The sequence below is a fragment of the Methylobacterium sp. E-046 genome, assembly GCF_022829625.1.
Taxonomy (GTDB): domain Bacteria; phylum Pseudomonadota; class Alphaproteobacteria; order Rhizobiales; family Beijerinckiaceae; genus Methylobacterium; species Methylobacterium longum.
Window position 1 is genome coordinate 43,839 of record NZ_JAKSYP010000212.1, and the last position, 24,854, is coordinate 68,692.

The 24,854-nt window shown below is 71.8% G+C and carries 19 protein-coding genes and 1 tRNA gene; 5 read left to right on the top strand and 15 right to left on the bottom strand.

All coding sequences use genetic code 11. The annotated features are described in order from the left end of the window. Positions 1–348 precede the first annotated feature (348 nt). The 3 genes from MKK82_RS22230 to hemC all read right to left on the bottom strand — a co-directional run bounded on the left by MKK82_RS22230 (position 349) and on the right by hemC (position 2,807). Entirely contained in the window at positions 349–897 is a 549-nt protein-coding gene (locus MKK82_RS22230) for a sugar O-acetyltransferase (protein WP_238285656.1), read from the bottom strand. A 103-nt stretch (positions 898–1,000) separates the two neighbouring features. Then, complete coding sequence (locus tag MKK82_RS22235; protein WP_238285654.1) at positions 1,001–1,873, bottom strand: PhzF family phenazine biosynthesis protein; 873 nt, start codon at positions 1,871–1,873, stop codon at positions 1,001–1,003. A 10-nt stretch (positions 1,874–1,883) separates the two neighbouring features. Continuing rightward, complete coding sequence (hemC, locus tag MKK82_RS22240; RefSeq protein WP_238285652.1) at positions 1,884–2,807, bottom strand: hydroxymethylbilane synthase; 924 nt, start codon at positions 2,805–2,807, stop codon at positions 1,884–1,886. 198 nt (positions 2,808–3,005) lie between these two features. On the opposite strand from hemC, the gene MKK82_RS22245 reads away from it, so the two are divergent. Together MKK82_RS22245 and MKK82_RS22250 are read left to right on the top strand one after the other, a co-directional pair. Further along, positions 3,006–3,926, top strand: a complete 921-nt coding sequence (locus tag MKK82_RS22245) for a metallophosphoesterase (RefSeq protein WP_238285651.1) — start codon at positions 3,006–3,008, stop codon at positions 3,924–3,926. Positions 3,927–4,336: 410 nt separating this feature from the next. After that, complete coding sequence (locus MKK82_RS22250) at positions 4,337–4,798, top strand: ABC transporter ATPase (protein WP_238285650.1); 462 nt, start codon at positions 4,337–4,339, stop codon at positions 4,796–4,798. A 37-nt stretch (positions 4,799–4,835) separates the two neighbouring features. Here MKK82_RS22250 and MKK82_RS22255 read toward each other — a convergent pair whose 3' ends face one another. Both MKK82_RS22255 and MKK82_RS22260 read right to left on the bottom strand, forming a co-directional pair. Then, positions 4,836–6,368, bottom strand: coding sequence for an acyl-CoA carboxylase subunit beta (locus tag MKK82_RS22255; RefSeq protein WP_243986881.1), 1,533 nt, complete (start codon positions 6,366–6,368; stop codon positions 4,836–4,838). Positions 6,369–6,513: 145 nt separating this feature from the next. Further along, a tRNA-Val gene (locus MKK82_RS22260) sits at positions 6,514–6,588 on the bottom strand. Between the two features lie 403 nt (positions 6,589–6,991). Here MKK82_RS22260 and MKK82_RS22265 point away from each other — a divergent pair. Then, positions 6,992–7,333 (top strand): SelT/SelW/SelH family protein, encoded by a 342-nt coding sequence (locus tag MKK82_RS22265; RefSeq protein WP_409566831.1) that lies wholly within the window; start codon positions 6,992–6,994, stop codon positions 7,331–7,333. 55 nt (positions 7,334–7,388) lie between these two features. Then, positions 7,389–9,602, top strand: coding sequence for a sensor histidine kinase (locus tag MKK82_RS22270; protein WP_238285647.1), 2,214 nt, complete (start codon positions 7,389–7,391; stop codon positions 9,600–9,602). Between the two features lie 116 nt (positions 9,603–9,718). Here the strand turns inward: MKK82_RS22270 and MKK82_RS22275 are convergent, their stop codons facing one another. The 10 genes from MKK82_RS22275 to crtD form a co-directional block, all read right to left on the bottom strand. Then, positions 9,719–10,864 (bottom strand): ABC transporter permease, encoded by a 1,146-nt coding sequence (locus tag MKK82_RS22275; RefSeq protein ID WP_238285646.1) that lies wholly within the window; start codon positions 10,862–10,864, stop codon positions 9,719–9,721. Further along, positions 10,861–11,877 carry an ABC transporter permease gene (locus tag MKK82_RS22280; RefSeq protein WP_238285644.1) on the bottom strand — a complete coding sequence of 339 codons (1,017 nt, stop codon included), beginning with the start codon at positions 11,875–11,877 and terminating at the stop codon, positions 10,861–10,863. Before MKK82_RS22280 ends, MKK82_RS22275 begins: the two co-directional genes overlap by 4 nt. Beyond that, a complete protein-coding gene (locus MKK82_RS22285) occupies positions 11,874–13,775 on the bottom strand; it encodes an ABC transporter substrate-binding protein (protein WP_238285643.1) in 1,902 nt (633 codons plus the stop codon). Before MKK82_RS22285 ends, MKK82_RS22280 begins: the two co-directional genes overlap by 4 nt. Before the next feature lie 242 nt (positions 13,776–14,017). Then, positions 14,018–14,884, bottom strand: a complete 867-nt coding sequence (locus MKK82_RS22290; RefSeq protein ID WP_238285642.1) for a hypothetical protein — start codon at positions 14,882–14,884, stop codon at positions 14,018–14,020. Beyond that, complete coding sequence (locus MKK82_RS22295; protein ID WP_238285641.1) at positions 14,884–16,725, bottom strand: ABC transporter ATP-binding protein; 1,842 nt, start codon at positions 16,723–16,725, stop codon at positions 14,884–14,886. Before MKK82_RS22295 ends, MKK82_RS22290 begins: the two co-directional genes overlap by 1 nt. After that, a complete protein-coding gene (locus MKK82_RS22300) occupies positions 16,722–18,668 on the bottom strand; it encodes a glycosyltransferase (protein ID WP_243986883.1) in 1,947 nt (648 codons plus the stop codon). The genes MKK82_RS22295 and MKK82_RS22300 overlap by 4 nt, the downstream gene beginning before the upstream one ends. Then, positions 18,656–19,936 (bottom strand): glycosyltransferase family 4 protein, encoded by a 1,281-nt coding sequence (locus tag MKK82_RS22305; protein ID WP_238285639.1) that lies wholly within the window; start codon positions 19,934–19,936, stop codon positions 18,656–18,658. Before MKK82_RS22305 ends, MKK82_RS22300 begins: the two co-directional genes overlap by 13 nt. Next, on the bottom strand, positions 19,933–21,171 hold the full coding sequence (locus tag MKK82_RS22310; protein ID WP_243986885.1) for a glycosyltransferase family protein: 1,239 nt from the start codon (positions 21,169–21,171) through the stop codon (positions 19,933–19,935). Before MKK82_RS22310 ends, MKK82_RS22305 begins: the two co-directional genes overlap by 4 nt. Before the next feature lie 299 nt (positions 21,172–21,470). Further along, positions 21,471–22,328 (bottom strand): carotenoid 1,2-hydratase, encoded by an 858-nt coding sequence (locus MKK82_RS22315; RefSeq protein ID WP_238285637.1) that lies wholly within the window; start codon positions 22,326–22,328, stop codon positions 21,471–21,473. Beyond that, complete coding sequence (gene crtD, locus MKK82_RS22320) at positions 22,325–23,860, bottom strand: 1-hydroxycarotenoid 3,4-desaturase CrtD (RefSeq protein WP_238285636.1); 1,536 nt, start codon at positions 23,858–23,860, stop codon at positions 22,325–22,327. The genes MKK82_RS22315 and crtD overlap by 4 nt, the downstream gene beginning before the upstream one ends. 107 nt (positions 23,861–23,967) lie before the next feature. Here crtD and MKK82_RS22325 point away from each other — a divergent pair, with 107 nt between their 5' ends. Beyond that, entirely contained in the window at positions 23,968–24,837 is an 870-nt protein-coding gene (locus MKK82_RS22325; RefSeq protein WP_243986887.1) for a polyprenyl synthetase family protein, read from the top strand. The last annotated feature ends 17 nt before the right edge of the window (positions 24,838–24,854 follow it).

A 24,854-nucleotide genomic window follows, 5' to 3' on the forward strand; every position in this document is an offset into this window, starting at 1 on the left:
CAGCCGGTTGCCGCAGCCGGGCCGTCGACGGGCCCGTGTCCCGCTACACCGGAGCCGCCCTCGACGTCGACGGCGATTTCACTTAGGCCTTACCGGACACGGCGCGGATGCCGCTCCACCAGGGCGATCTCGCCACGTCGTGGCCGAACTGGCCGCTGGATCTCGCCGGGGCCGTCCGCTGATCCCGGCCTCAGCCTCGGCTTTGATGGGTAGGCCTGCGGTCTTCCGCTACCGTCGAAGGCATTCATCCCTCGCGCATGCCGCGCAGCGATGACCCGCCGACCTGTTGCTTTCGCTCCGTGCCAAGTGGCGGCCGCATCGCCGGCGGCCGTCAGCGCGCCTCCGGGATCACGGTTTCGGCCGGGCCGGATTGCCCATGACCGTGGCGCCGGCCGGGACGTCGCGCGTGACCACGCTGCCGGCGCCGATGATGGCGTCGTCCCCGATCGTCACACCCGGCAGGATGATGGCACCGCCGCCGATCCAGACATTCGCGCCGATCACCACAGGGCGGCCGAATTCCAGCATCTGCCGGCGCTGGACCGGATCGCGCGGGTGATCGGGCGTCAGGATCTGCACGGCCGGGCCGATCTGCGTCAGGTCGCCGATCGTGACCGAGACCACGTCGAGGATGCAGCAGTTGAAGTTCAGGAACACGCCGCGGCCGAGGCTGATGTTGTAGCCGTAATCGCAGTGGAAGGGCGGGCGGATGTTGCAGCCCTCCCCGACGCTGGCGAAGGCCTCCTCCAGGAGCGCCTGACGCTCCGGCTGGGTCCGCGTGCTCGTGGCGTTGTAGCGGTCCAGCCAAGCCGAGATGCGACCGTTGTCGGCTGCGAGTTCCGGATCGTCGGCGATGTAGAGTTCGCCGGCCAGCATTTTCTGCTTCTGCGTCTTCATCGTGCTGGATGTCCCCGTCGCTGACGATCGCCTTCGGGGCCGTGCCTGCGATCCGCACGCCTCCGTCGAGCCGGGATGCCGCCCCAGAGATGCGGGCGTGGCTCTACGCGTCTACCGTGCCGAGTGCCACGTCGCCCTCCAGCAGGCAGCCGATCGGGTGGCCGTCCGCGAAGCCGAGGCGGACGCGGATCTCCGAAAGCCGGCCCATGGCCCGGCCCTGGAGGATGCGGATCGGCCGGTCCTCCGCGGTGACGAGGCGGTCCTCCAGCAACCCGAAGGCCAGGGCCGCCGCCGCGATCCCGGTGGCCGCATCTTCGGGATACCCGGAGGCGCGGGGAAACTGGCGCGCCTCGAACGCACGGTCCGGTTCGTCCAGCACGGCGTAGGGGTAGAACCCGGTCGAGCCGATACCCGTGCAGACGGCCTCGACGGCATTGGGGTCCGGCGTGAGGGCGTTCAGCGCCGCGGCGTCCCGCATCGGCACCAGCGTCTTCACCCGTGACGTGACCGCGTTGCGGATCGGCCGCTCGGCCAGCATCTCGGGCCCGATCCCGAGGGCGGCCAGGACCGCCTCGTCCTGCCCGGCATCGAGTAACCGGAGGCCACCGGCCGGCTGCGTGATCGAGACCGACCACAGGCCCTTACCGCGCGCCGCCACGAACCCGGTCACCGACCCGCTGGCGGTGGCGATCCGCACCGGCGAGGCCGGCAGGCGTCCCTCGCGGGCGAGCACCCAGAGCGTCCCGATCGCCGCGTGGGCGCACATCTCCATCTCGTGATTGGGTACGAAGAAGCGGAACCGCAGATCGTGCGCGCCGTCCCCGGCGGGCAGGGCGAAGCCGGATTCGTGGCCGTACTGCGCCGCGACCGCCCGCATGGACTCCGCGTCGAGGCCGTCGGCCCGCGAGACGACCGGGCACGGGTTGCCGCCGCGTCCCTGGTGGGTGAACACGTCGACCAGGGTCACCGGCGGCATCGGCTCAGCCTCACTGGAGGTGGCGGGCGTAAGTGTCCCCGGCCGCCGCCTTCAAGGCGGCGCCGGCATCGCGGCCGATCCGCTCCGCGTCCGCCACCGATCCGTCGCGGGAGACGGCCCAGTGCCGGCTGCCGTCCGGCAGGAACAACAGGCCGTCGAGCGACAGTTTCCCGCCCGCGATCCGCGCCAGGGCGGCGATCGGCGTGCGGCAGGATCCATCGAGTTCGGCCAGGAGCGCGCGCTCGGCCGAGATCGCCGTGGTGGTACGGGCGCAGGCGATGGGCGCGAGGAGGTCGCGGATCGGGGCATCGTCCGATCGGCACTCGATCCCGAGCGCCCCTTGCGCGACGGCCGGCAGCATCTCTTCCACCGGCAGGACGCTGCGCGCCATGCTCTCGAGGCCGAGGCGCTGGAGGCCGGCGAGCGCCAGGAGCGTCGCATCGCACTCACCCGCTTCGAGCTTGCGCATCCGTGTGTTGGCGTTCCCGCGCAGCGGAACCACGCGGAGGTCCGGCCTCCGCATCAGGACCTGCGCGCCGCGGCGCAGGGACGACGTGCCGACGCGTGCGCCTTCGGGCAGGCCCGCCAGACCGTCCGCGTGCGGCGACAGGAAGGCGTCGCGCGGGTCGTCGCGTTCGAGGATGCAGGCGATCGTCAGGCCTTCGGGAAGCCAGGTCTCCACGTCCTTCATGGAATGGACGGCCACGTCGACCTCGCCGGCGAACAGCGCCTGCTCCAGCTCCTTGGTGAACAGGCCCTTGCCGCCGATCTCGGAGAGCGGGCGGTCCAGGATCTTGTCGGCCACCGTGGTGACGACCACGAGCTCGGTCTCGAGCCCCGGATTGGCCGCCACGATTTGGTCACGCACCATCCCGGTCTGCGCGAGCGCCATCGGGGAGCCGCGGGTTCCAATGCGCAGGGGGCGGTTCAACATGGGGTTCCGGATCAGCTCGCGCGAACAGACACGTCTTATAGACCGCCTGCCGCGCCAAGCCATGCTGTGCGGCCGAATTCAAGACTTTCTGAACCATGCCCGTGTCTGGCTGGACCGTATCGCGCGTCCGCCCCGGTTTCGCCGGACTGCGCGCCCAGACGGATCTCCGCCAAATCCAGACGCCACGGGACCATCGCGATGCTCATCCTGCCGAGTCGACGGCAGTTCCTGACGGGTCTGGGGGCCGGCGCCGGCCTGATGGCTGCGACTGGCGTCTACGCCTTCGACGTCGAGCCGCTGCACCGGCTGGTCGTGACACCCTACGCGCCGGATCTGCCGAACTGGGATCCGGCGCTCACCCTGCGCGTGGCGGTGCTGGCGGATTTCCACGTGTGCGAGCCGTTCATGCCCTTTGACCGGGTGGCGGAGATCGTCGACGCCACCAACGCGCTAAAGCCCGATCTCATCCTCATGCTCGGCGACTACCCGGCTGGGCGGATCGCGTGGCGCAAGCTGCCGCTCACCGACTTCGCCCGGATCGTCGAGGGCCTGAAGGCGCCTCTCGGCACCCACGCGATCCTCGGCAACCACGATTGGTGGGACGACGCGGGCGTCCAGCTCTCCGGACGCGGGACGCCGGCCGTGAAGCGCATCCTGGAGGCACGCGGCATCCCGGTTCTGGAGAATCAGGCCGTGCGCTTGGTCAAGGACGGCCGGCCCTTCTGGATCGCGGGCTTGGCCGATCAGCAGCCGTTCCAGAAGATGTGGGAATGGGTGAGCTTCGCCGACGTGCCGCGCACGCTGGCGGCGGTCACCGATTCGGCGCCGGTGATCCTGATGGCCCACGAGCCCGACATCTTCCGTGAATTGCCCGACCGCGTGGCGCTGACCCTGTCCGGGCACACGCATGGTGGACAGGTGCGACTGTTCGGCCGTTCGCCGGCGATCCGCAAGGTCCACGGCCGCGACTACTCCTACGGTCACGTCGTCCAGGATGGACGGCACATGATCGTGTCCGGCGGATTCGGCATGAGCCGGATCCCGGTCCGCTTCGGCGTGCCGCCGGAGATCGTTCTGCTGGAGCTCGGCTCGAGCGAAACGGCGGGGACGGGCACCTGAATGCGCCATCGCGCCTGAGGCTTGCGGTCGCCTCGTGCGGGCCTCGCGTGGCCGCTCCAGCCTTCGTCGCGTCATCCCGGGGCCATGCAGCGGAACCCGGAATCCGATGAAGCCCGTCGGTCCCGTCCCGTAACCAACGGCCGCTCGGAAGACCAGATCCGTCTGCGGAACTTTGGAATGCCGTAGCGGTCATTGAAGCCGCCAGCGGCTTCGTCGTCGCATGTTAGGTTGGCGATGGCGCCATCGCTCGCCGCGGAGATGGCCGCTCCAGCGATGGCCCCGGGTCGCCGAAGCTCAGGAGACCGTGAATTGCGTCCCTCATCGCGGTCGCGACAGCGTGCGGTCCGCTGTGCCCGCGCCGGAACGCCGCGCCGCTCGTCAGCCCGGCATCGCCGCGCTACCTCGCCGGGATGCGCGCGCTCCTTCCCGTCCTGATCGTCTCAGCCCTCGCGGCCGGCCACGGGTCCGCCCGCGCGGAATCCTGTGACGCCCTGATCGACAAGGTCACGGCCGAGACGGAGGCCAAGGCCTCCGAACGCCGAAGCGACTACGCCAGCTTCACGGCAGGGCCCGACATGACCCTGACCCTCGCCTGCGGGATGCCCGCCCTGTCGTCGGTGGGCGCGCAGTACCGCGGCGCGAACCCGCCGGAGAGCTACTACACGCTGTTCGGCCAGGCCGGCCACGCGGTGACCGGCATCGACGCCGCGGTGATCACGGAGGCCGCCCATAAGGCTCAGGCCGTCGCCACCAAGCTGCGCCACAGCAACGTCGATCTGGGCGGCGCACGGGTAACCTGCTCGGCGATGGTGTCGCCCGACAAGGGACCGCTGACCCTGTGCGCCGTGATCGAGCACAGCGACCGGAGCTGAGGCCGGCGACGGACCGCCGGGCGGGCTGCCGCCCGCCTCAGAGCGGGATGTTGTCGTGCTTCTTCCAGGGCTGCTCCATCTTCTTGGTGCGGAGCATGCCCAGGGCCCGGGCGATCCGGCGGCGGGTCGAGTGCGGCATGATCACCTCGTCGATGTAGCCGCGCTCGGCCGCCACGAACGGCGACAGGAACCGGTCCTCGTACTCGCCGGTGCGGGCCGCGATCTTGTCGGGATCGCCGAGTTCGCTGCGGAAGATGATCTCCACCGCACCCTTGGCACCCATCACGGCGATCTGGGCGGTCGGCCACGCGTAGTTCACGTCCGCGCCGACGTGCTTGGACGCCATCACGTCGTAGGCGCCGCCGAAGGCCTTGCGGGTGATGATCGTGACCAGCGGCACCGTCGCCTGCGAGTACGCGAACAGCAGCTTCGCGCCGTGCTTGATCAGCCCGCCATATTCCTGCGCCGTGCCCGGCAGGAAGCCCGGCACGTCCACCAGGGTCACGATCGGGATGCCGAAGGCGTCGCAGTAGCGCACGAAGCGCGCGGCCTTGCGCGAGGCATCCGAGTCGAGCACGCCGGCCAGAACCAGCGGCTGGTTGGCCACGAAGCCGACCGTGCGCCCCTCGATCCGGCCGAAGCCCGTGATGATGTTGCGCGCGTAAGCCGCCTGGATCTCGAAGAAGTCGCCCTCGTCGACCACGCGGCGGATCAGTTCGCCCATGTGGTAGGGCTTGTTCGGATTGTCGGGGATCAGCGTGTCGAGGGAGGCGTCGAGGCGGTTGACGTCGTCGAAGCTCTCCAGTTCCGGAACGCCGTCGGTGTTGTTGGCCGGCAGGAAGTCGAGCAGGCGACGGATCTGGAGGATCGCCTCCACGTCGTTCTCGAAGGAGCCGTCGGCGATCGACGACTTGCTGGTGTGGACTTTGGCGCCGCCGAGTTCCTCGGCGGTCACGACCTCGTTGGTGACCGTCTTCACCACATCCGGCCCGGTGACGAACATGTAGCTCGTGTCGCGGACCATGAAGATGAAGTCGGTCATGGCGGGGGAGTAGACGTCGCCGCCCGCGCACGGTCCCATGATGACCGAGATCTGCGGGATTACGCCCGAGGCCATGACGTTGCGGCGGAACACCTCGCCGTAGCCGCCGAGCGCGGCCACCCCCTCCTGGATCCGCGCGCCGCCGGCATCGAAGATGCCGATGATCGGGGCGCGCATCTTCAGCGCCATGTCCTGCACCTTCACGATCTTCTGGGCGTGCGCCTCCGAGAGGGAGCCGCCGAACACCGTGAAGTCCTTGGAGAACAGGAACACCGTGCGGCCGTTGATCGTGCCCCAGCCGGTGACCACGCCGTCGCCGGGGATCTTCTGCTTCTCCATGCCGAAATCGGTGGAGCGATGCTGCACGAACATGTCGAATTCCTCGAACGACCCGTGGTCGAGGAGGAGTTCGATGCGCTCCCGCGCCGTGAGCTTGCCGCGCTTGTGCTGCGCCTCGACGCGCTTCTCACCGCCGCCGAGCCGGGCCTGCGCCCGGCGGTCCGCGAGCTTGTCGAGGATATCCTTCATGGCTGTTTCCGCCCTTCCCCTACCGGTCGCCGCGACCCGGGTTCGGCCCGGATCCAAGCTTATGTGTTCGCCGATCGTGCGCCCTTAGCACGCGTCTATCCGGTGGCAAACCGACGCGCGGGTCCGATTTTCGGGGGGAGGGGGATGGTGGACGGTGCAGGGATCGAACCTGCGACCTTTCCCGTGTGAAGGGAACGCACTACCGCTGTGCTAACCGTCCGTACCGGCGTGTCGCGTGAAGCGTACGCCCGGCGCCCGCCTGCGCTTCGAAGCGTGGCGACCCGGTGGCGGGCCTTCTAGGGCGCGGCGGCCCAGGACGTCAAGCACGGCGCGCCACCTTCGGTGGCGTGAGGCCGAAAACCGGGCACGGCACCGCTGCCCCGGCCTGTTCCCGGCTCCGCACGGCAACCCGGGCCCGCCGCATGGGCCGCCGGCGGCGCGTGTCCCTCCACGCGCCGTAGTCCGGGGCACGTCCAGGAAAACGGGTCCCAGTTCCGACTCAGCGCAGCACCGACCGCGAGCCGGCTCCGGAGCAATCCACAGGTGCAAACCGAGGCGCGATCCTGCGGCCAGCCGCCGGTCCACGGTTGACAACGTCGCCGGCCCGGTGCGCTGTTGCGGGCATGCACGAGGGGCCAGCGGGCGCGATGCCCGGCAGCGACGTGACGGCAGAGGGCGCAGCGCGGGCGGAGCGGCCGCGCGTGGCGATCACCTACTGCACCCAGTGCAACTGGCTCTTGCGCTCCGCCTGGATGGCGCAGGAACTGCTCTCGACCTTCCGCGACGATCTCGGCGAAGTGGCCCTGGTTCCCGCATCCGGTGGTGCCTTCCGCATCGAGATGAACGGCCACGTCGTGTGGGAGCGGGTGCGCGACGGCGGCTTCCCCGACGTGAAGGCGCTCAAGCAGCGCGTGCGCGATCGCCTCGACCCGGGGCGCGATCTCGGCCATATCGACCGGCCATGAGGCGAGGCAACAGCCAGGCGCCCGCGGATATCCGTGGGCCGGGGAGGGGCGCCGCTTGAGTCCGGATCACCACAGGAAGGGCGGCGTTCCCGCGGTGATTCCCGCGCGCCGCACCTGGCTGGCGCGGCGGATCAACCGCTTCAGGAGCAACGGCTTCTCCACGCAGGTCTACCTGATCGCGCTCGTGGTCGCGCTCATCGGCCCCGGGCTCCTGTTCACCAGCATCCTGCTGATGCGCTACGCTTCCGCCGAGCGCTCGCGCTTCGAGCAGGACGCGCGCGAGAACGTCCGCGGGATCGGCCTGTCGCTGGATCGCGACACCGCGGGGCTCGTGTCGGTGCTGCAGACGCTCGCCACCTCGCCCCGGATCCGCCAGGGCGACTTCGAGGCCTTCGACGGGCAGGCCCGCCTCGTGCGGGAATCGATCGACCTCGATGTGCTGCTGCGCCGGCCCAACGGCCAGGAGGTTGTCAACACCGGCGTTCCCCGCGGCGCGCCGCTGCCGGTGATGACGCTGCCCTTCGACCAGGAACTGGCCCGGGGCACCCAGCGCGCCATGGTCAGCGGCTACGTGCCGGGGCCGACTCCCGCCGAGGCGACCTACTCGGTCGGCGTTCCGGTGATGATGGACGGCGAGGCCGCCTACATCCTGAGCTTCACGGTTCCGCTCGCCCGCCTGCAGGGCATCCTGTCCCGCGAGGTCGTGCCGGGCTGGACCACGGGAATCACCGATCGGGCCGGCACCGTGCTGGCGCGCCTGCCGGATCCCGAGGCCGTGATCGGGCGCCCGCGCCTCGCCAGCCTCCGGCAGGTCCAGACGGCGACGCCCGGCGTCTGGGAGGGCCAGGACCGGCAGCACAAGCCGGTCGTGGTCATCGAGGCGCGCTCCCGGCTCACGGGCTGGATGGTCGCCACCAGCATCCCCCAGGCCCTCGTGGACGCGCGCGTGCGGCGCTGGATCTGGGCCTTTGCGGGCTTCGGCCTGCTCGTGCTGGCGACCTCGTCGGTCTTGGCGGTGAACCTCTGGTCCCGGGTCTCGCGCCCGCTCCGTCTGCTGGCCGCCTCGGGGCCGGCTCTGGCGCGTGGCGAGGCCATCCCGCGGGTATCGTCGCCGGTGCACGAGATCGAGCGGCTCGGCTCGGTCCTGTCGGACGCGTCGCTGCGGCTGCGCACCCGGGAGGAGGAGCGCGACCGGGCCCTGGCCGACACGCGCCGGGGCCTGACCGCGCTCAGCGAGAGCGAGGCGCGCTTCCGCCACATGGCTGATTCGGCACCGGCGCTGATCTGGATGACCGACGAGACCGGCGCGGTCAGTTTCGCGAACCTCCATTTCGAGCACCTCTTCGGGATGCCGGCCTCGGAGTTCGCCGACGCCGGCTGGCACCGCATCGTCCATCCCGACGACCTGGACTCGTTCCGCGCGGCCTTTGCGGAGGCCTTCGACGCGCGCAGTCCGTTCCGCCTCGAGGTTCGGGTGATCGACAAGGACGGGGTGGTGCGCTGGCTTCAGTGTGAGGGCGTGCCGCGGCTCGACGACGACCAGAATTTCCTCGGCTACACCGGCTGCAACATCGACATCTCGGAGGCGAAGAACGCCGAGGAGCACCTGCTGCTCCTGATCCACGAACTGAATCACCGGGTGAAGAACACCCTCGCCACCGTGCAGTCGATCGCCGCACAGTCCCTGCGCGGACTGGAAGGCGCCGAGGCCGATGCGGCCCGGGCCGCCTTCGAGGCGCGGCTGTTGGCGCTCGCGCGCGTCCACGACGTGCTGACCCGGGAGAGCTGGGAGGGCGCGGAGCTGTCGGCCGTGGTGGCGGACGCGATCCGGCCGCTCGAATCCGCCGATGGCCGGGCCTCCCGCTTCAAAGTGGTCGGGCCGGCCCTGCGCCTGCCGCCGCGGCTCGCCCTCTCGATCGCCATGGCCCTGCACGAACTCGGCACCAACGCGGTGAAGTACGGCGCGCTCTCGAAGGAGGGCGGCTGCGTCGAGATCTCCTGGACGGTGCGGCGCGAGGCGGAGACACAGCTGTTCCTGCGCTGGGCCGAGAGCGGCGGCCCGCCGGTGAAGAAGCCGACCCGCACGGGGTTCGGATCGCGCCTGATCGAGCGCAGCCTCGCCCGCGAACTCGCCGGCGACGTTTGCCTGTCCTACGAGCCGACCGGGGTGGTCTGCACCATCAACGCGCCGGTGCCCGCCCCCGGCCTGGCGGAGCGCAAGAGCGTTGCCGCGCCGGCCCGGATCGCGCCGCTGCCTCTGGCGGGATAGGCGCGTGACGGCGCCCGGCGGTTCGCGTCGTCACCGCCCCGGACTGGCGGACCATCGTCCGGCGGTTTGACCGGGACGCCGGATCCCCGCCCCACCCGTCCGCTTCGGCCCCGGGGTCAGTGATACGGATCGGCTGCGTCCCGAAGGCCGTCGCCCATGAAGTTGAAGGCCAGCACGGTCACGAGAACCGGCAGCACCGGCAGCAGCAGCCACGGGTATAGCTGCACCGCCGCGAGGTTCTGAGACTCGTTCAGGAGGACGCCCCAACTCGTCACCGGAGGCCGCAGGCCCAGGCCGAGGAACGACAGGGCGGTCTCGCCGAGGATCATGGTGGGGATCGACAGGGTCGCCGAGGCGATCAGGTGGCTCATGAAGTTGGGAATCAGGTGGCGGCCGATCACCCTTGTGGGCGAGGCGCCCATCAGCTCGGCGGCCTGCACGAAATCCTCCTCGCGCAGGGCCAGCAGCTTGCCGCGCACGGCACGGGCGAGGCCGGGCCAGTCGAGCAGGCCGAGGATCACCGTGATGCCGAAGAAGATCAGCAGCGGGCTCCAGTTCGGCGGCAGCGCCGCCGACAGGGCGAGCCAGAGCGGCAGCTCCGGCAGGGAGCGCACCACCTCGATCAGCCGCTGCACGCCGGCATCCACGAGCCCGCCGAAATAGCCGGCGATCCCGCCGAAGAAGAGCCCGAGGGCGAAGGAGATCGCCACGCCCACGAGGCCGATCGTCAGGGAGATTCGCGCCCCGTAGATGATGCGCGAGAACAGGTCGCGGCCCAGCTTGTCGGTGCCGAGCAGGAACAGGGTGCCGTTCTCCGGTGGGCAGACGAGGTGCAGGTCGGTGTGGATCAGCCCCAGCCAGTCGTAGCCGTCGCCCCGGCAGAGGAAACGCAGCGGCTGGGGAGCCGCTCCGTCCACCACGTAGTTCCGGCGGAAGGTATCGAGGTCGAGATGGGCCCGGTACGGGTAGACGAACGGGCCGACCAACCGCCCCTCGTGGAACAGGTGGACTCCCTGGGGCGGGGCGTACAGGAAGTCGCCGTTGCGCCGCGCCTGGCCGTAGGGGGCGAGCATCTCCACGAACGGCACCGTGGCGTAGAGCGCGAGCAGGATCAGCGCCGAGCCGACGGCGATGCGGTGGCGCAGGAACTTGCGCAGGATCAGCCGCCAGGCCGAGGCGGAGCCGACCGGGCTCTCGCCCCGCGCCTCCGGCTCGAAGGGCGCCGGATCGACGTAGTGGCCGGCGGCGGTCCCGTCGCTCATCGCAGGCCCATGCGGATGCGCGGGTCGAGCCAGACCAGGGTCAGATCCGAGATCAGCATGCCGACCAGCGTCAGGCCGGCCACGAACATCAGGATGAAGCCGGCCATGAACTGGTCCTGGCTGCGCAGGGCGTCGAGGAGCAGCGGACCCACGGTCGGCAGGCTGAGCACCAGGGAGACCAGCACCGAACCCGACACGAGGTGCGGCAGCAGGTTGCCGATATCCGCCACGAACGGGTTGAGCGACATCCGGAACGGATATTTCAGCAGCGCCTTGAGGGGCGGCAGCCCCTTGGCCCGGGCCGTGACCGTGTAGGGCTTGGCGAGCTCGTCGAGCAGGTTGGCGCGCATGCGCCGGATCATCGCCGCGGTCCCACCGAGCCCGATCACGAGGGTGGGCACGATCAGGTGCGCCAGGAGGGAGCGGACCTTCTCCCAGGTCCAGGGCTGGTTGGTCAGCGCCGAATCGTAGAGGCCGCCGATTGACAGGCCGAACAGGCGGTTGGCGTAGAACAGCAGGATCAGCGCCAGCAGAAAACCCGGCACGGCGAGCCCGAAATAGCCCAGGAGCGTCACGACCGCGTCCCCAACGGTGTGCCGATGGGTTGCGGAGTAGATCGCCGCCGGGATCGCCACGAGGTGGACGAAGATGACGGCCGTCAGGTTGATCAGCAGCGTCAGCCAGAGGGCGTCGCCCACGACCTCGGATACCGGCTTGTCGTACTCGAACGACCAGCCCCAATCGCCCTGGAGCAGGCCCGAGAAGCCCGCGGCGCCGGGCATGACGCCGATCCACATGAGATATTGCTGCCAGACCGGCCGGTCGAGGCCGTATTGCCGGATCAGAAGCTCGGCCTTCGCGACCGAGCTCGCGTCGCCGGTGGCGCGAAGCTCCATGATCCGGTTGGTCAGGTAGTCGCCGGGCGGCAGCTTGATGATGACGAACACCAGCGCCGAGATGACGAGGAGCGTCAGCGCCATGGTCACGACGCGGCGGAGGATCTGGCCGATCACCGGGCCTCCGCGCGCGTGTCGGCGCCGCTGTCGAAGAACATCTCGTCGAGGCGCTGCACGCCGATCATCGCGTTGGGCTCCCAGGAATACAGGGCGCGCTTGGGCAGGTTGATCAGGCGGTCGGCGCCGACCACCGGCTGCAGCGCGCCCGCCACGGTGCCGATCACCCAGGTGTTCTCCGCGTGGTTCGCCAACATCGCGCGCCAGATCGAGGCCTGCGTCCCCGCATCGTCCGTGTCGCGCCATCGGCGGTCGAGGTCGAGGAGCTGTCGCACCTCCGCCACGTCGCAGGGCTGACCGCTCTTGCCGTGGCTCTCGACGTTCAGGCTCCAGAGCGGCCAGGAATAATGCTCGGCCTGGGCCGGGCTCAGCTCCGTCGGCGGCATGATCGCGGTCGGCACCGCGAGGTCGAGTCCCTGGGCGGCGACCATGACGGTGAGGCCGCCCACGGAGCGGCGGCGCAGGTTCGTGCGCTCCTGCGGCTTGGTGATGAGGCGGATGCCGACCTCACGCCAGAACTCGGTGATGAGCAGGAGCGCGTCGAGGACCATCTCGGCCTCGCCGTCGCTCTCCACGACGATCTCGAGCGGCCGCCCATCGGCCATGAGGCGCGTGCCCGAGCCGTCGCGGCGGTCCAGCCCCACCGCGTCGAGGAGGCGCGCGGCCTGCGCGGGCTCGTAGGTGGCGTGGAGCGTCCTGAGCTCCGGCGAGAACAAGGGGCTCTCGGGCACGATCGTGTCGTTGCCCTCGGTGCCCAGGCCGAACAAGAGCGTGTTGTTGAGCGTCCGCCGGTCGATGGCGAGCGACAGGGCGCGGCGGTAGCGGACGTCGCGGTTGAGGGCGCGCAGCACCGGGTCGAGGGTGGTCAGGTTCGGGTAGAGGGCGATCTCCGAGCCGCGGGCCACGGGCCACAGGTTGGTGCGGTACCGGTGCGCCTTCTCGCCCTCCTTCAGACTCGGGATGTCGAGCATCGACAGGCCGCGGAACATCAGGTCCGCCTCGCCCGCGTTGGTCTTGGCGACGAGCAGGCCCTGCGAGGCCACGTCCATCACGATGGAGTCGACGTAGGGGAGCTGCGTGCCGGCCGTGTCGACGCGATGGTAGCTGCGGTTGCGCTCGAAGCGGAAGCGCGTGGCGGGCGACCGGGTGCGGGGTACCCAGGCCTGTAGGGTCGGGCAATCCGGGTTGTTCAGCTCGTAATTGTCGTCGAGGCGGTTGTGCATCGCCGGCCAGCCGCGCAGCTTCAGCGCCTTGGCCTTCGCATCCGCCGCGTCCTTGCCGACGTAGCGGGCGTGGAAGGGCTTGAGATAGTGCGACGGGCGGTAGATCAGCGGGTCGCGCGGGGCGGCGAGCGCCGGCAGGAACATCGGATTCGGCCGGTCCCAGCTGTAGCGGACCGTGCGCGGATCGAGGAACTCGACCTGCGGCGGCTTTCCATCTACGAGGAAGAAGGCCGGCGGCCCCTCCGGGCTCAACGCCTTCTCGTTGGCCACATCCTCCCAGAAGTAGCGGAAGTCCTCCGTGGTGAACGGGTGCCCGTCCGACCAGCGGTGGCCGTCCCGCAGCGTGAAGGTGAACCGGCCGCCCTCGACGTCGACGCGCTCCAGCACGTCGGGCCGCAGGGTCAGGTCGGAATCGTAGCCGACGAGGCGGGTGTAGCCGTAGACCGAGAGGTAGCGGACGTCCCGCGCCTTGGCGATCAGCGTGCGGATCGTCCCGCCGGTCGCGCCGATCTTCCGCCCGCGGGCCGGGAGATCGGCGACGAAGGGGGCGGTGGGAGGGGCGGGGACGTCGGCATCGGCCCGGCTGCCGCGCGGCCAGAGCAGGGCGGCACCGGCTCCGCCCAGCAGGGCACGGCGAGAGACGCCGCTCGCCCGCTCCGCTGTTCGAGGCTGCAAATGTAGGGGTTCCTTCCGGTCGAGCGGAATCGCCTCATCCGCTTCTCTCCCTTCCCCCCCTGCGGGGAAGGGCTGCCCCTGCGCCGTGAGGGGGGCGATGACGGAAGCGTGGCTTCCGAAGGAGGCGCTCCCGTCATGGCGAACGCACCCCCGTTCTGCACGGTTCTGCTCGTCCGGCGACGCCCGTCTCAGACCGCTTTCACCTGGAGAGAGGGGAGGGAGCATCCGCGCGTCCGATCCGCTCATGGCCCACCCCGCAGCGTCACGGAGGTCAGGCGCGCCGGCGAGTACCCGGTGGCCCGGTGCAGGTCGTCGAAGGCGTGGGAGCGCCCGATCAGACCGGCTGCCTCGCGCAGGAGGGCGTCCTCGGCCGGCTGCTCGAAGAGGCGGCCGTTGCGGATCCAGCGGATCGGCTCCCGGCTGCGCTCGGGTCCGGTGATCATCGCGATGGTCGGATGGGCCGGGCCGCCATGGGCGTGGATCCGGTGGCCGGCCGCGTCGTCGTCGAACAGCAGCCGGGTGACGCCGCGGGCCTGCGCCTCCACGACCCGCCGGCCCTGCGCGACGTGATCGTCGAAGAACGCCACCGTCCGCGCCGGATCGAGCCGGGACCAGTCCGCCGTCGACCAGTCGGCGGTGCTGTAGCGGGCCCGGACGTCGCGGTACTGCAGCCCCGACAGGTCGGGATCGTGGCAGAAGATCTCGGCCTGGGGCCGCGCCTGCCGGATCACCCACGTGGTCAGCCCGCGGAACACACCCGATTCGACCACGAAGTCCGGCTTCAGAGCCCGCATCGCCACGTAGAGCTGCAGCGCGCCGTTGAAGCCGCTGCCGCCCCGGCGCTGCCGGACCGGCGCCGTCGGAATCAGCGTCCAGAACGTTTGGACCTGCTCCAGGACGTCGCCGTCCGGCTCCAGGCCGGCGGCAGCGAGGTCGCGCTCCAGGATCGCCGCCGCGGCTCCGAGAAGCGTCGCCACCTCGTGCGCGGAGGTCGGCCGATGGCTCCAGTCCGGCGCCGCCGGGACGAGGTCGTAGCCCAGCCGGTCGAACAGCGGCGACAGGACCCGGCGCCGAAGACGCTCCAGCAATACGGGCGGGCGCTGCTGCATCACGCGGCCTCCGCGGCCTGCGCGCCGCCGAAGCGCACCCGGTGCCCGGCCTCGATCGCCCGCATGGTGCCGGCCTCGTCGGGCCCCAGCCGGTACGGCTCCGCCCAGCGGGTCGGATCGTTCTGCTCCGCCGTCACCGCGGCGAAGTCGAGGGGGTGGTCGAGGCTCGGATCCGGCACCGCGGCGAGGAGCGCCCGCGTGTAGGGGTGGACCGGGCGGCGGAACAGGGCAGCGCGGGGAGCCTCCTCGACGATCCGGCCCCGGCACATCACGCTGATCGTATCCGCCATGTAGTCGATCACCGCGAGGTTGTGGGAGACGATGAGGTAGGAGAGGCCCAGGGCCGCCTGGAGGTCCTTGAGCAGATTCAGGATCTGCGCCTGCACCGACACGTCGAGGGCCGAGACCGGCTCGTCCAGCACCAGCAGGCGCGGCTTGGCGGCAAGCGCCCGGGCGATGCCGATGCGCTGGCGCTGGCCGCCCGAGAAGGCGTGCGGGTAGCGACCGAGGCCGCCCGGCTCCAGGCCGACCATCGCCATCAGGTCGCGGCAGCGCTGCCGCCGCTCCGGCGCGGGGACGCCGTGAATCTCCATCGGCTCGGACAGGATCTGGCGCACCGTCATCCGCGGATCGAGGGACGCGTAGGGGTCCTGGAACACGAACTGGACGTTGCGCCGGAAGGCGAACAGGGCGTCACCGCTCAAGGTGTGGACGTCGCGCGGACCGCTGCCGTCGTCGAACAAAATCCGGCCCGAATCCGGCGCCAGCGCCCGCATGATCATCTTCGAGACGGTGGTCTTGCCCGAGCCCGACTCGCCGACGAGGCCCAGCGTCTCTCCGGCCTTGAGGCTCAGGGACACGTCCGCGACGGCGTGGACCAGCCGCGGCTTCTGCCACAGGCGGCCGGCGCGCAGCGTGAAGGTCTTGCTCACCCCCTCGACCTCGAGCACCGGACCGGCGAGCGGCGGACGCGCCTGCCCGGGCGGAATCTCGGCCCGGGCCGGCCGGATGGGCGTGAGCCGCTCGCCGGGCGCCATGTCGAACCGCGGCACCGCGTGGAGCAGGGCCCGCAGATAGGCGTGGCCCGGGGTGCGCATGACCGTATCCCGGGGACCGGCCTCCACGAGGCGGCCGCGATACATCACCGCCACGTCGTGGGCGATGTTGGCCACGACGCCGAGGTCGTGGGTGATCAGCAGGATCGCCATGCCGGTCTCCTCCTGGAGACGGGCCAGGAGGGCGAGGATCTGCGCCTGGGTGGTGACGTCCAGCGCGGTGGTCGGCTCGTCGGCAACCAGCAGGGCGGGCTTCAGGATCAGCGCCATGGCGATCATGGCGCGCTGGCGCAGCCCCCCCGAGAGCTCGAACGGGTAGGTCCGGAGCGCCCGGTGGGGATCCGGGAAGCCGACGCGGGCGAGCGACTCCTCAGTCCGCGCGTCGGCCTCCTTGCGGTCCGCGCCCGTGTGGATGCGCAGGGCCTCGCCGATCTGGTCGCCGATCGTGTGGAGGGGCGACAGGCAGGTCATCGGCTCCTGGAAGATCATCGCGATGCGCTGCCCGCGGACCGCCCGCATCGCCGGCCCCTCGGCGGGGAGCCGCGCGATGTCGGTCTCCGACGATCCGTCGCGGAACAGGATCTGGCCCCGGGTGATGGCGGCCGACGGCGGTAGGATCCGCAGGATCGCCTGCGCGGTCACCGACTTGCCCGATCCCGATTCACCGACGAGCGCCAGGGTCCGACCGCGCGGTACGTCGAGGGACAGACCGTGCAGGGCCTCGAACGGTCCGCTCTCCGTGCGGAAGGCGACCGCAAGGTCGCGGATGGACAGAAGTGGGCTCAACCAGTCCTCGCGATCCGGGCAACCCGAGACTTAGAAGGCCCCGCATCGGAGTCCACCGTGACCTGATCGAACAGGTGTCGAAAATCCACGACCTGTACCGCCGGATGCTTGACCAGCACCGGGATCAGCTCTTCCACGAAGGACCAGATCGCGGCGTCGTGGACGAGGTGGTGGGTCAGGAGGCCGACCGTCCGTCCCTCCGCGACCGCGGCTGCGAGATCGCGGAGCAGCGCGTCCGGGTTTCCCAGGGAACGCGTGCCGCGCCAATCGATGGGATCCAGGGTGGCGTCAAGCCGGCGCAGGCCCGGCACGTCGGGTCCGGGCACCGCCGAGAGCCCGCGATACCCGAGATCCGACAGGGCGGCCGCGAAATCCGGCGCCAAGCGGTTCCAGGGCGGCACGAAGACCGGCAGGACCGACGCCTTCGGCAGGCGGTCGCGGGCGATCCGCAGCCCCGTGGCGGCGTCGGCGCGCAGAGCGTCGAGCGGCCGGTGGGCGCCGAACTCGGCGGGCTTCTCACCGGGGGGCGCGTGGTTGCGGTGTGCCAGCCCGTGGATCGCGACGCTCACGTGCCCGGCCTCCTCGAGCCGAAGCCCGAGGACGGGCGCCAGCCCGTTCGGGATCGCGGCCAGCAGCAGCGGAGTGGCGTGCCGCGCGGCGAGGGCGATCAGTCGGTCGAGGGCGGGGGTCGCCGTGACCGCGTCGTCGTCGCGCCAGAAGAACGGCACGGACCGGCCGCGGTCGGCAGCGGTATCGAGCGCGGAACGGAGTGCATCGCGGCCCCGGCGCGGCGTCCGCGGCGGGTGGCGGACCGATCCCCGCCCGGCGCGCAGTTCCTCGACGATCGCCACCGTGCGCCGGGCCCCGCCGAGGTCGATGCCGTGGCGGCCGGGGAGGGGCGCGGCGCGCTGCGCGTCCACGGCGTGCAGGAGCGATTCGGCGCTCAACGCCGCCTCCGGCAGGACCCGGGCGAGGCCGCGCGCCGCGAGGCGCTCGGCACGCAGCCGCTGCTCGGTCTCGCCCCCGGCCTCGAAGGGCACGAGAACCGCCGGCGTCCCGGTGGCGAGGAGATCCGTGGCGGTGTTGTATCCGCACTGGCTCACGGAAAGCGCGGCTTCGACCAGCAGGTCGCGGTAGTCCGGCCGCGCGCGGGAAACGGTCCCGTCCGGAAGGTCGCGCGCCATCGCGGTCAGTGCCGCCTCCGGCACGCCGTGACCCGCCAGGATACGCCAGCCGAGTTCCGGCCGCCGCCGCGCCGCCTCGGCAGCGGCGCGCAGCAGGATCAGCCCGGCCGGACCGGACCCGGCCGCCACCACCACGCCCGCGCGGGCGGCGGCCGGGGCCGGGGGCGCGCCCTCGTCCACGTAGCCGGTGTAGGTGAGCTTGCTGGCCGTGGCCGGATCAAGGGGCCAGGACGCGTCCAGCGGCGCGAGGGCCGGATCGCCGTGCACCAGCACGGCGTCGTAGAGCGCCGCCACGCGGGCATGGGCCTGCGCGATCCGCTCGGGCTTCGTCGAGGCGACGAGGATGTCGCGCACGGAGGCGAGGACGAGCGGGCGCGGCCGGCGCGCCCGGGCGGCCTCCACCAGGGCCAGGAACTCGGCCGCGAGGGCCCGGCGTCCGAAGGGGAAGAGTTCGGTCACCACCGCGTCCGGCGCGAAGGCCGCATCCGCCTCGACCATCAGCGTCCGGCGTCGCGCCAGCAGGTCCGCGTCGGCGGGGCGGCCATCCGATCCGAGCAGCGTGGCGAAGTCCGTCCCGGCGATCCGCAGCGGCGGCAGCTGGACGAGGCGGACGCAGTGGAGCCGCACCAGCGGGGCCGGTACGCCGCCGGAGACCAGCGCGGCTTCGTGGCCGGCCTCCGCGAAGGCGCGTGCCAATGCGGCTGCCCGGGTGAGGTGTCCGGCCCCGAGGAGATGCGTGACCGCGATCAGGACGCGCACGCGGTCAGCTCCGTCTCGCCCGGCTCGGCGGCGCCCGGCAATCCCGCCGAGGCGCGCAGCCGTGCCGCGATCAGCGTCACGGCGGCCTCGGCCGAGAACTCGCGCACGAGCCGCCCCCGCGCCGCGTCGCCGATCCGGTGCCGCAGATCCGGATCGCCGGCGAGGCGTAGCACGGCGCCGGCCAGCGCCGCCGGATCGCCGGGCGGCACGAGAATCCCGTGGAGACCGTCGCGGATGAATTCGGGCGTGCCCGCGAAGGCGGTCGCCAGGATCGGCAGCGTCTGACTCGCGGCCTCCATCAGCACGTTCGGCAACCCGTCCCGGTCGCCGCCCGGGGCCGGCTTGGTCGGCAGGACGAACAGGTCCGCGGCGCGCATCGCCGCCACGACCTCGGGTTGCGAAAGCGCCCCGCGGAACGCGACCCGGTCGGCCAAGCCCCGGGCGCGCACGTGCCCTTGGAGGGCCTCCCGCAATTCGCCCCCGCCGATCAGGTCCAGGCGCCAGTGCAGCCCGGCGGGCAGCGCGGCGAGGGCTTCGATCAGGTCGTCGTGCCCCTTCTTGGCGACGAGCCGGCCGACGCAGAGCAGACGGAGAGGGGCTTCGGGATCGGTTCCGTCGCGCCCGTCATGCCGCGCGGGGGGAGCCGGGAAGCGGCCGAGGTCGAGGCCGTGATAGGCGAGGAGCGTTTTTCCCGGGGCGAGGCTTTCGAGGCGGGCGAGGCCGTCACGGGTGCAGGTGACCCCCCAGGCGGCGTCGCGCAGCTTCTCGGCGAGGTCCCAGTCCGGGGTCGTCCAGATGTCCTTGGCGTGGGCCGAGAAGCTCCAGCCGCGCCCCGTCAGCAGGGCGGCGTAGCGGGCGACGCTGGCCGGGGTGTGGAGGAAGTGGACGTGGATGTGGGTGACCGCTCCGGGCAGCTCGCGGGCCAGCACCAGCGCCTGCCCCAGCCGGCGCAGGCGGGAGGCCGAGGGGTCGCGCCGCAGGTCGCGGGCGAAGAGCGCCAGCAGCGCCGGCAGCCGGCGTCGCCGCAGGGCGGCGCCGAGACCGCGCAGCACCCGCAGCGGCGCCGCGCGGAGGTATTCCGGCAGGTAGGCCACCGGGGCTGAGATCTGCCCATGCATCGGGTGTCGCGCCCGGTCGGTGGGCTGGCGCAGCGACCAGATCTCCAGCGGCAGACCGCGCTGCTCCAGCGCCAGGATCTCCTGGGCGATGAAGGTTTCCGAGAGCCGCGGATACCCCTTCAGCACCACGGCGATCCGGCCGGTCGTCACGAGATCGCCCGCAGGGCTTGCTGCCCGTCCCCTGCGCGGGCGAGTGCCCGCACCCGGCGCGCCACGGCCTCGAGCCCGTCGAGCAGGCCCGGGACCAAGACGCGCGACGGCTCGGTCTGGTCCGGCAGGGCGCGCAGGGCCGCGGCCATGCGCTCCGGCGCGCGGCCGTCCTCCTCCAGCAGCACCCGCACGAGGCCGAGCCGCTCCGCCGCGAGGGCCCGGATCGCCTGCTCCCGGCGCGGCTCGGTCCGCGGCACGAGGATGGCGCGGCGGTCGAAGGACAGGATCTCGCAGAAGGTGTTGTAGCCGCCCATCGCCACGACGCCGGCCGCCTTGCGCATCAGGAACTCGATCTCGCTGTCGAAGGTGATGGCGGCGATCCGGCCGGCGAGCCCGCGGATGCGCGTCGCGAAGCCGTCCCGGGTGGCGGCGTCGAGGAAGGGTCCGAACGCGATCAGCGCCGGCAACGGGATCCCGGGATCGGCCTCGTAGGCGGCGATCACCCAGTCGATGAGCGCGGCCCCGTCGCCGCCGCCGCCCGGCGTCACGAGGATGAACGGCCCGTCGGCCATGGCGGGCTCCTCGCGCCCGGCCCGGCGGTCCGGCAGCTCCCTGCGGAGATAGCCCGTGTAGGTCAACCGCGCATCGATCCGGGCGGCCGTCTCGGGATCCATCGGCAGGGCGGCCAAGGGCGCGTGGATGCGGCTCAGGCCGTAAACCCAGATCTCGTCGTAGAATCGCGCCATCGTCTCGATCGCGCCCTTGCGCTCCCATTCGGGCACGAGGCGGTCGGCGTCGTCCAGCACGTCGCGCAGGCCGAGCACCAGCCGGATCCCGCGGGCGGCTGCGCTGTCCAACACAGGCATCAGCTCGCCCTGGAACCCGGCGGGCTCCTTGTCGACGAGGATCAGGTCGGGCTGGAAGGCCGCGCAGGTTCGAGCGATGGCGGCCGAGCGCTGTGCCACGGTCCGGGCGAGGGGGACCGCGGGATCGAGGCTGGCATAGTTGCCGTCGGGGAACTTCGTCACCGGCGGCAACCGGACCGTGCGCACGCCGGCCGCGAAGGCGAAGCGGTCGATCACCGGCGATCCCGAGACGATCATCGCCCGCGCGCCGCGGTCACCGCCGACGATGGCGTTGGCGATGGCCCGCGAGCGGCGCAAATGGCCGAGCCCGAAGGTGTCGTGGCTGTAGATCAGGACGCGGGAGGCGGGGGCCGGCTCGTCCACGCGCATCGGTTCAGACCGCCTCGGTTGACGGCGCGAGGATCGCAGCCGCAGCCGTCTCGCACAAGCCGGTCCGAGCGGCAAACCGGTTGGATAGCCGAGGCGCCGCGCGATGCGTCTCGGCGTTTCACCGTCCGGAACGGACGAGCGTGAGCGCGCCCCCTCGGAAAAGCCTCGCCGTCCGCAGGGTACTGGACGTCCCGACGTTCAGGCCGGGACCCCTTCAACCCGGGCCGGCATGCGGCGCAAAGGAGCTTCTTGCGGCGCCTCGCGCGGCGGCGCCGAGAGGCTGTACCGGTCGCCCCCGGTCAGGCCATCGGCCGCGGCATCCGGAAGGGCAGCATCAGCTGCACCAGCGGGTTGCGGAACCGGTCGAGCGAGAGGCTCTCGTGCATCGCCCGCACCGGTTCGCCGCACAGCGTCGAGGCCAGCAGCGACCGGGCGTAGAAGGGCGTGTCCTCGTAGGTGGCCAGTACGCGGGCGCGGCCGTCGTCGCTGCGGGTTTCGCGGGCCATGCGCCAGAACGACGTCGCCGGCAGCGGCGCGGCGGCGGGTGGCCGGATTTCGCGACGGCTTCCATCGGCGGAGAACCGGAGCGACAGGTTTTGGCCGCCGCCCTCCCGGTGCTGGACGTCGTACAGGATCGCGGCGCCGTCCGGCAGATCGGCCCGGCACCACGTCCAGCGGGAGAAGGCGGCGGCGAGCGGCTCGTCGCCGTCGTTCGTGTCGAAGTAGCCGCTGCCGCGCCAGCGCAGATCCGGCTGGTCGAAGGCCACCTCCACTCGCGAGGAGGGCGCCATCGGCCACCAGCGGTGGCGGCCGGCCCGGTCGAGGTGGAACGGGCCGCCTGTGAAGCCCCGGGGCTCCAGCCGCACCGTGCCGCGGATCCGGTGCGGCACCGGCGCGCCGCGCTCGTCGATCCGGACCGTCAGCGCGGTGCCGTCCCAGTGCATGGCGCTCGGGCCGATGGCGATGTGGTCGGCGCTGCGCGACAGGCTGGCGGCGCCGCGCTCCGTCATGGCGAAGCGGCTTGGGCTGCCGTACAGCACCACGTTCATCGCGCAGTGGGCGAACGGGTCCTTGTCGATGCTCCAGCCGTAATAGGGTGAGAACACGCTGCCGATGAACGCGATGATGGTGAGGCCCTGGCGGCCGTCGTCGCTCACCGCATCGACGTACCACCACGCGTAGCCATTCCGCGCGACCGGGCCGTCGAAGCGCGGTCGTCCAGGATCGCCGCCGCCGCTAGCCGGCCCGACTGCGCCGCCATCGGCACGCCCGGGCCGGGATGCACCGAACCCCCCGCCAGATAGAGGCCCGGCACCGCCGTCCGCGCTCCGGCGCGCTTGAAGGTCGCCGCCCAGCCCTGGGCTGCCCGCCCGTACAGGGCTCCCCCCGTCCCGGGAAACAGCGCGTTGAAGTCCCGCGGCGTCGTCGTCACCGCCGGCGAGGCCATGTCCAGGCTCAAGCCGCAGGCCCCCAGCCGGCGGAACAGGTTCCTCGCGCATGTCTCGATCTCCGTCGGTGAGGGCGGGTGGTCCCGGCCGTCCGCCGGGGCGTTGACCAGCATCAGAAGGCGCTCGGGCCCGTCGGGCATGGTGTGCCCCTCGATCCGGTCCTGAGCGCATACGTAGACGGTGGGATCCGCGGGTAGGCGGCGCGCCCGCAGGATCGCGTCGAACTCCGCACGGTAGTCTTGGGAGAAGAAGACCGTGTGGTGGGACAACGGAAAGCCCCGCGTCGTCGCAGCGGCGCACAGGGTCACGGCCGAGAGCGAGCGGTCGGTGGGGGCCAGGCGCTCGCCAGCGGCGGCGGTCTCCGGTCCGAGGAGGCCCGCGCCCAGCGCGGCGCAGTCGGCGTTGCAGACGACGCGGTCCGCCGCGATCCGCTCGCCGTCGGCCAGCACCACGCCGGCGACGCGGCCGCGCTCGGTGAGGATGCGCTCGACCTGCGCGCCGTAGCGGAACGCGGCGCCGCGCTCGGCGGCGAGGTCAGCCACCGCCCGCGCCAGCCCGCTGAGCCCATCCGCGACCGTCCAGACCCCTGCCTGCTCCACGTGGGCGACCAGCATCAGCGTCGCCGGCGCCGTGAACGGCGATGCGCCGCAATAGGTCGCGTAGCGGCCGAACAGCTGCTGCAGCCGCGGATCGCGGAAGAAGGTCCCGAGGGCGGACCACAGGGTGGCGAAGGGCTGGATCCGCCAGAGGTCGCCGAGGCCCGACAGCCCGACCCGCTGCGCGAGGCCGGCCGGGCTGGTCCGCCCCTCGCGGATGAACGGTCCCTCGAGCGTCCGGTAGACCTCGGCCGACCGCGCGCAGAAGCGCCGGTACCCCTCGGCCTCCCGGGGACCGGCGAAATCCGCGATGGCCGCCGCCGACGCCTCGATGTCGGCGAAGAGGTCGAGCCGCTCGTCGCGGCTCCAGGCGTGTCGGGCCAGCAGACTGGCCGGCGCGAGGGCGACCCGCTCGGCGAATCGCGCGCCGCATTCGGCGAACAGCTCCTCGAAGACCCACCGCATGGTGAAGACGGTGGGGCCGGCCTCGATCATGCGGCCTCCCGCAGGGATGCTGCGCATCTTCCCGCCCGGATGCGGCGCCTTCTCGACGACGATCGTGTCGAGGCCGGCATCGGCCAGCCGGAGGGCCGCGGCGAGGCCGCCGATACCGGCACCGATTACGACGACGCGCTCTTGCGCCACGCTTGCCTCACGCTTCGACCCTGAAGCCGGATTGATCTGCGGTCGCGAAAGTGTCAATAAGAAATGACACTTGTTGCTGACAACCGCACACAACACGGGGGCAACGCATGGAGCCGGGTCGCCGAATCGAGACGGCGCTGGATCGCGCCGTCGCTTACGCCGAGGCGCCCGGTGCGCCCCCCCTCCTGGCCGAAGCCCTGCGCTATGCGGTCTTCCCGGGCGGCCACCGCATCCGCCCACGCCTCTGCCTCTCGGTGGCGCGGGCCTGCGGGGACGACGATCCCGCAGGTTCCGAAGCCGCCGCGGCGGCGATCGAACTCCTGCACTGCGCCTCCCTGGTCCACGACGACCTGCCCTGCTTCGACGACGCGCCGATGCGCCGGCAGAAGCCCGCCGTCCACGTGGCTTTCGGCAAGCCGATCGCCGTGCTGACCGGCGACGCGCTCATCGTCCTCGCCTTCGAGACGGTGGCCCGCGCAGCCGGCCGGCGCCCTGGGCGGCTCGTCCGCCTCGTCGGTCTGCTCGGACGCGCCGCCGGCTCCCCATCCGGCATCGCGGCGGGACAGGCCTGGGAATCGGAGGCGCATATCAGCCTGAGCGATTACCAGCAGGCCAAGACGGGGGCCCTGTTCGCAGCCGCTACGGTGGCGGGCGCGGCGGCCGCCGGTGCCGAACCGGAGCCCTGGCGCCGCCTGGGCGAGTGCCTCGGCGAGGCCTACCAAGTGGCCGACGACCTGCGCGACGTGGCCTGCCGCCAGGAGGAGATCGGGAAGCCCGCCGGGCGCGACGCCACTCTGGGCCGGCCCAACGCTGCCGCGCTGCTCGGCACCGACGGGGCGATGGCGCGCCTGTCGCGCCTGACCCGGGAGGCCGTGGCGTCGATCCCGGCTTGCCCCGGGGCGGCCGGACTGACCGCGGAGATTGAGGCGCAGGCGCGGCTCTTCCTGCCCGCGAGCCTGCGCGCGGTGGTGGCCTGAGCGCGGGCTCCCTTCCC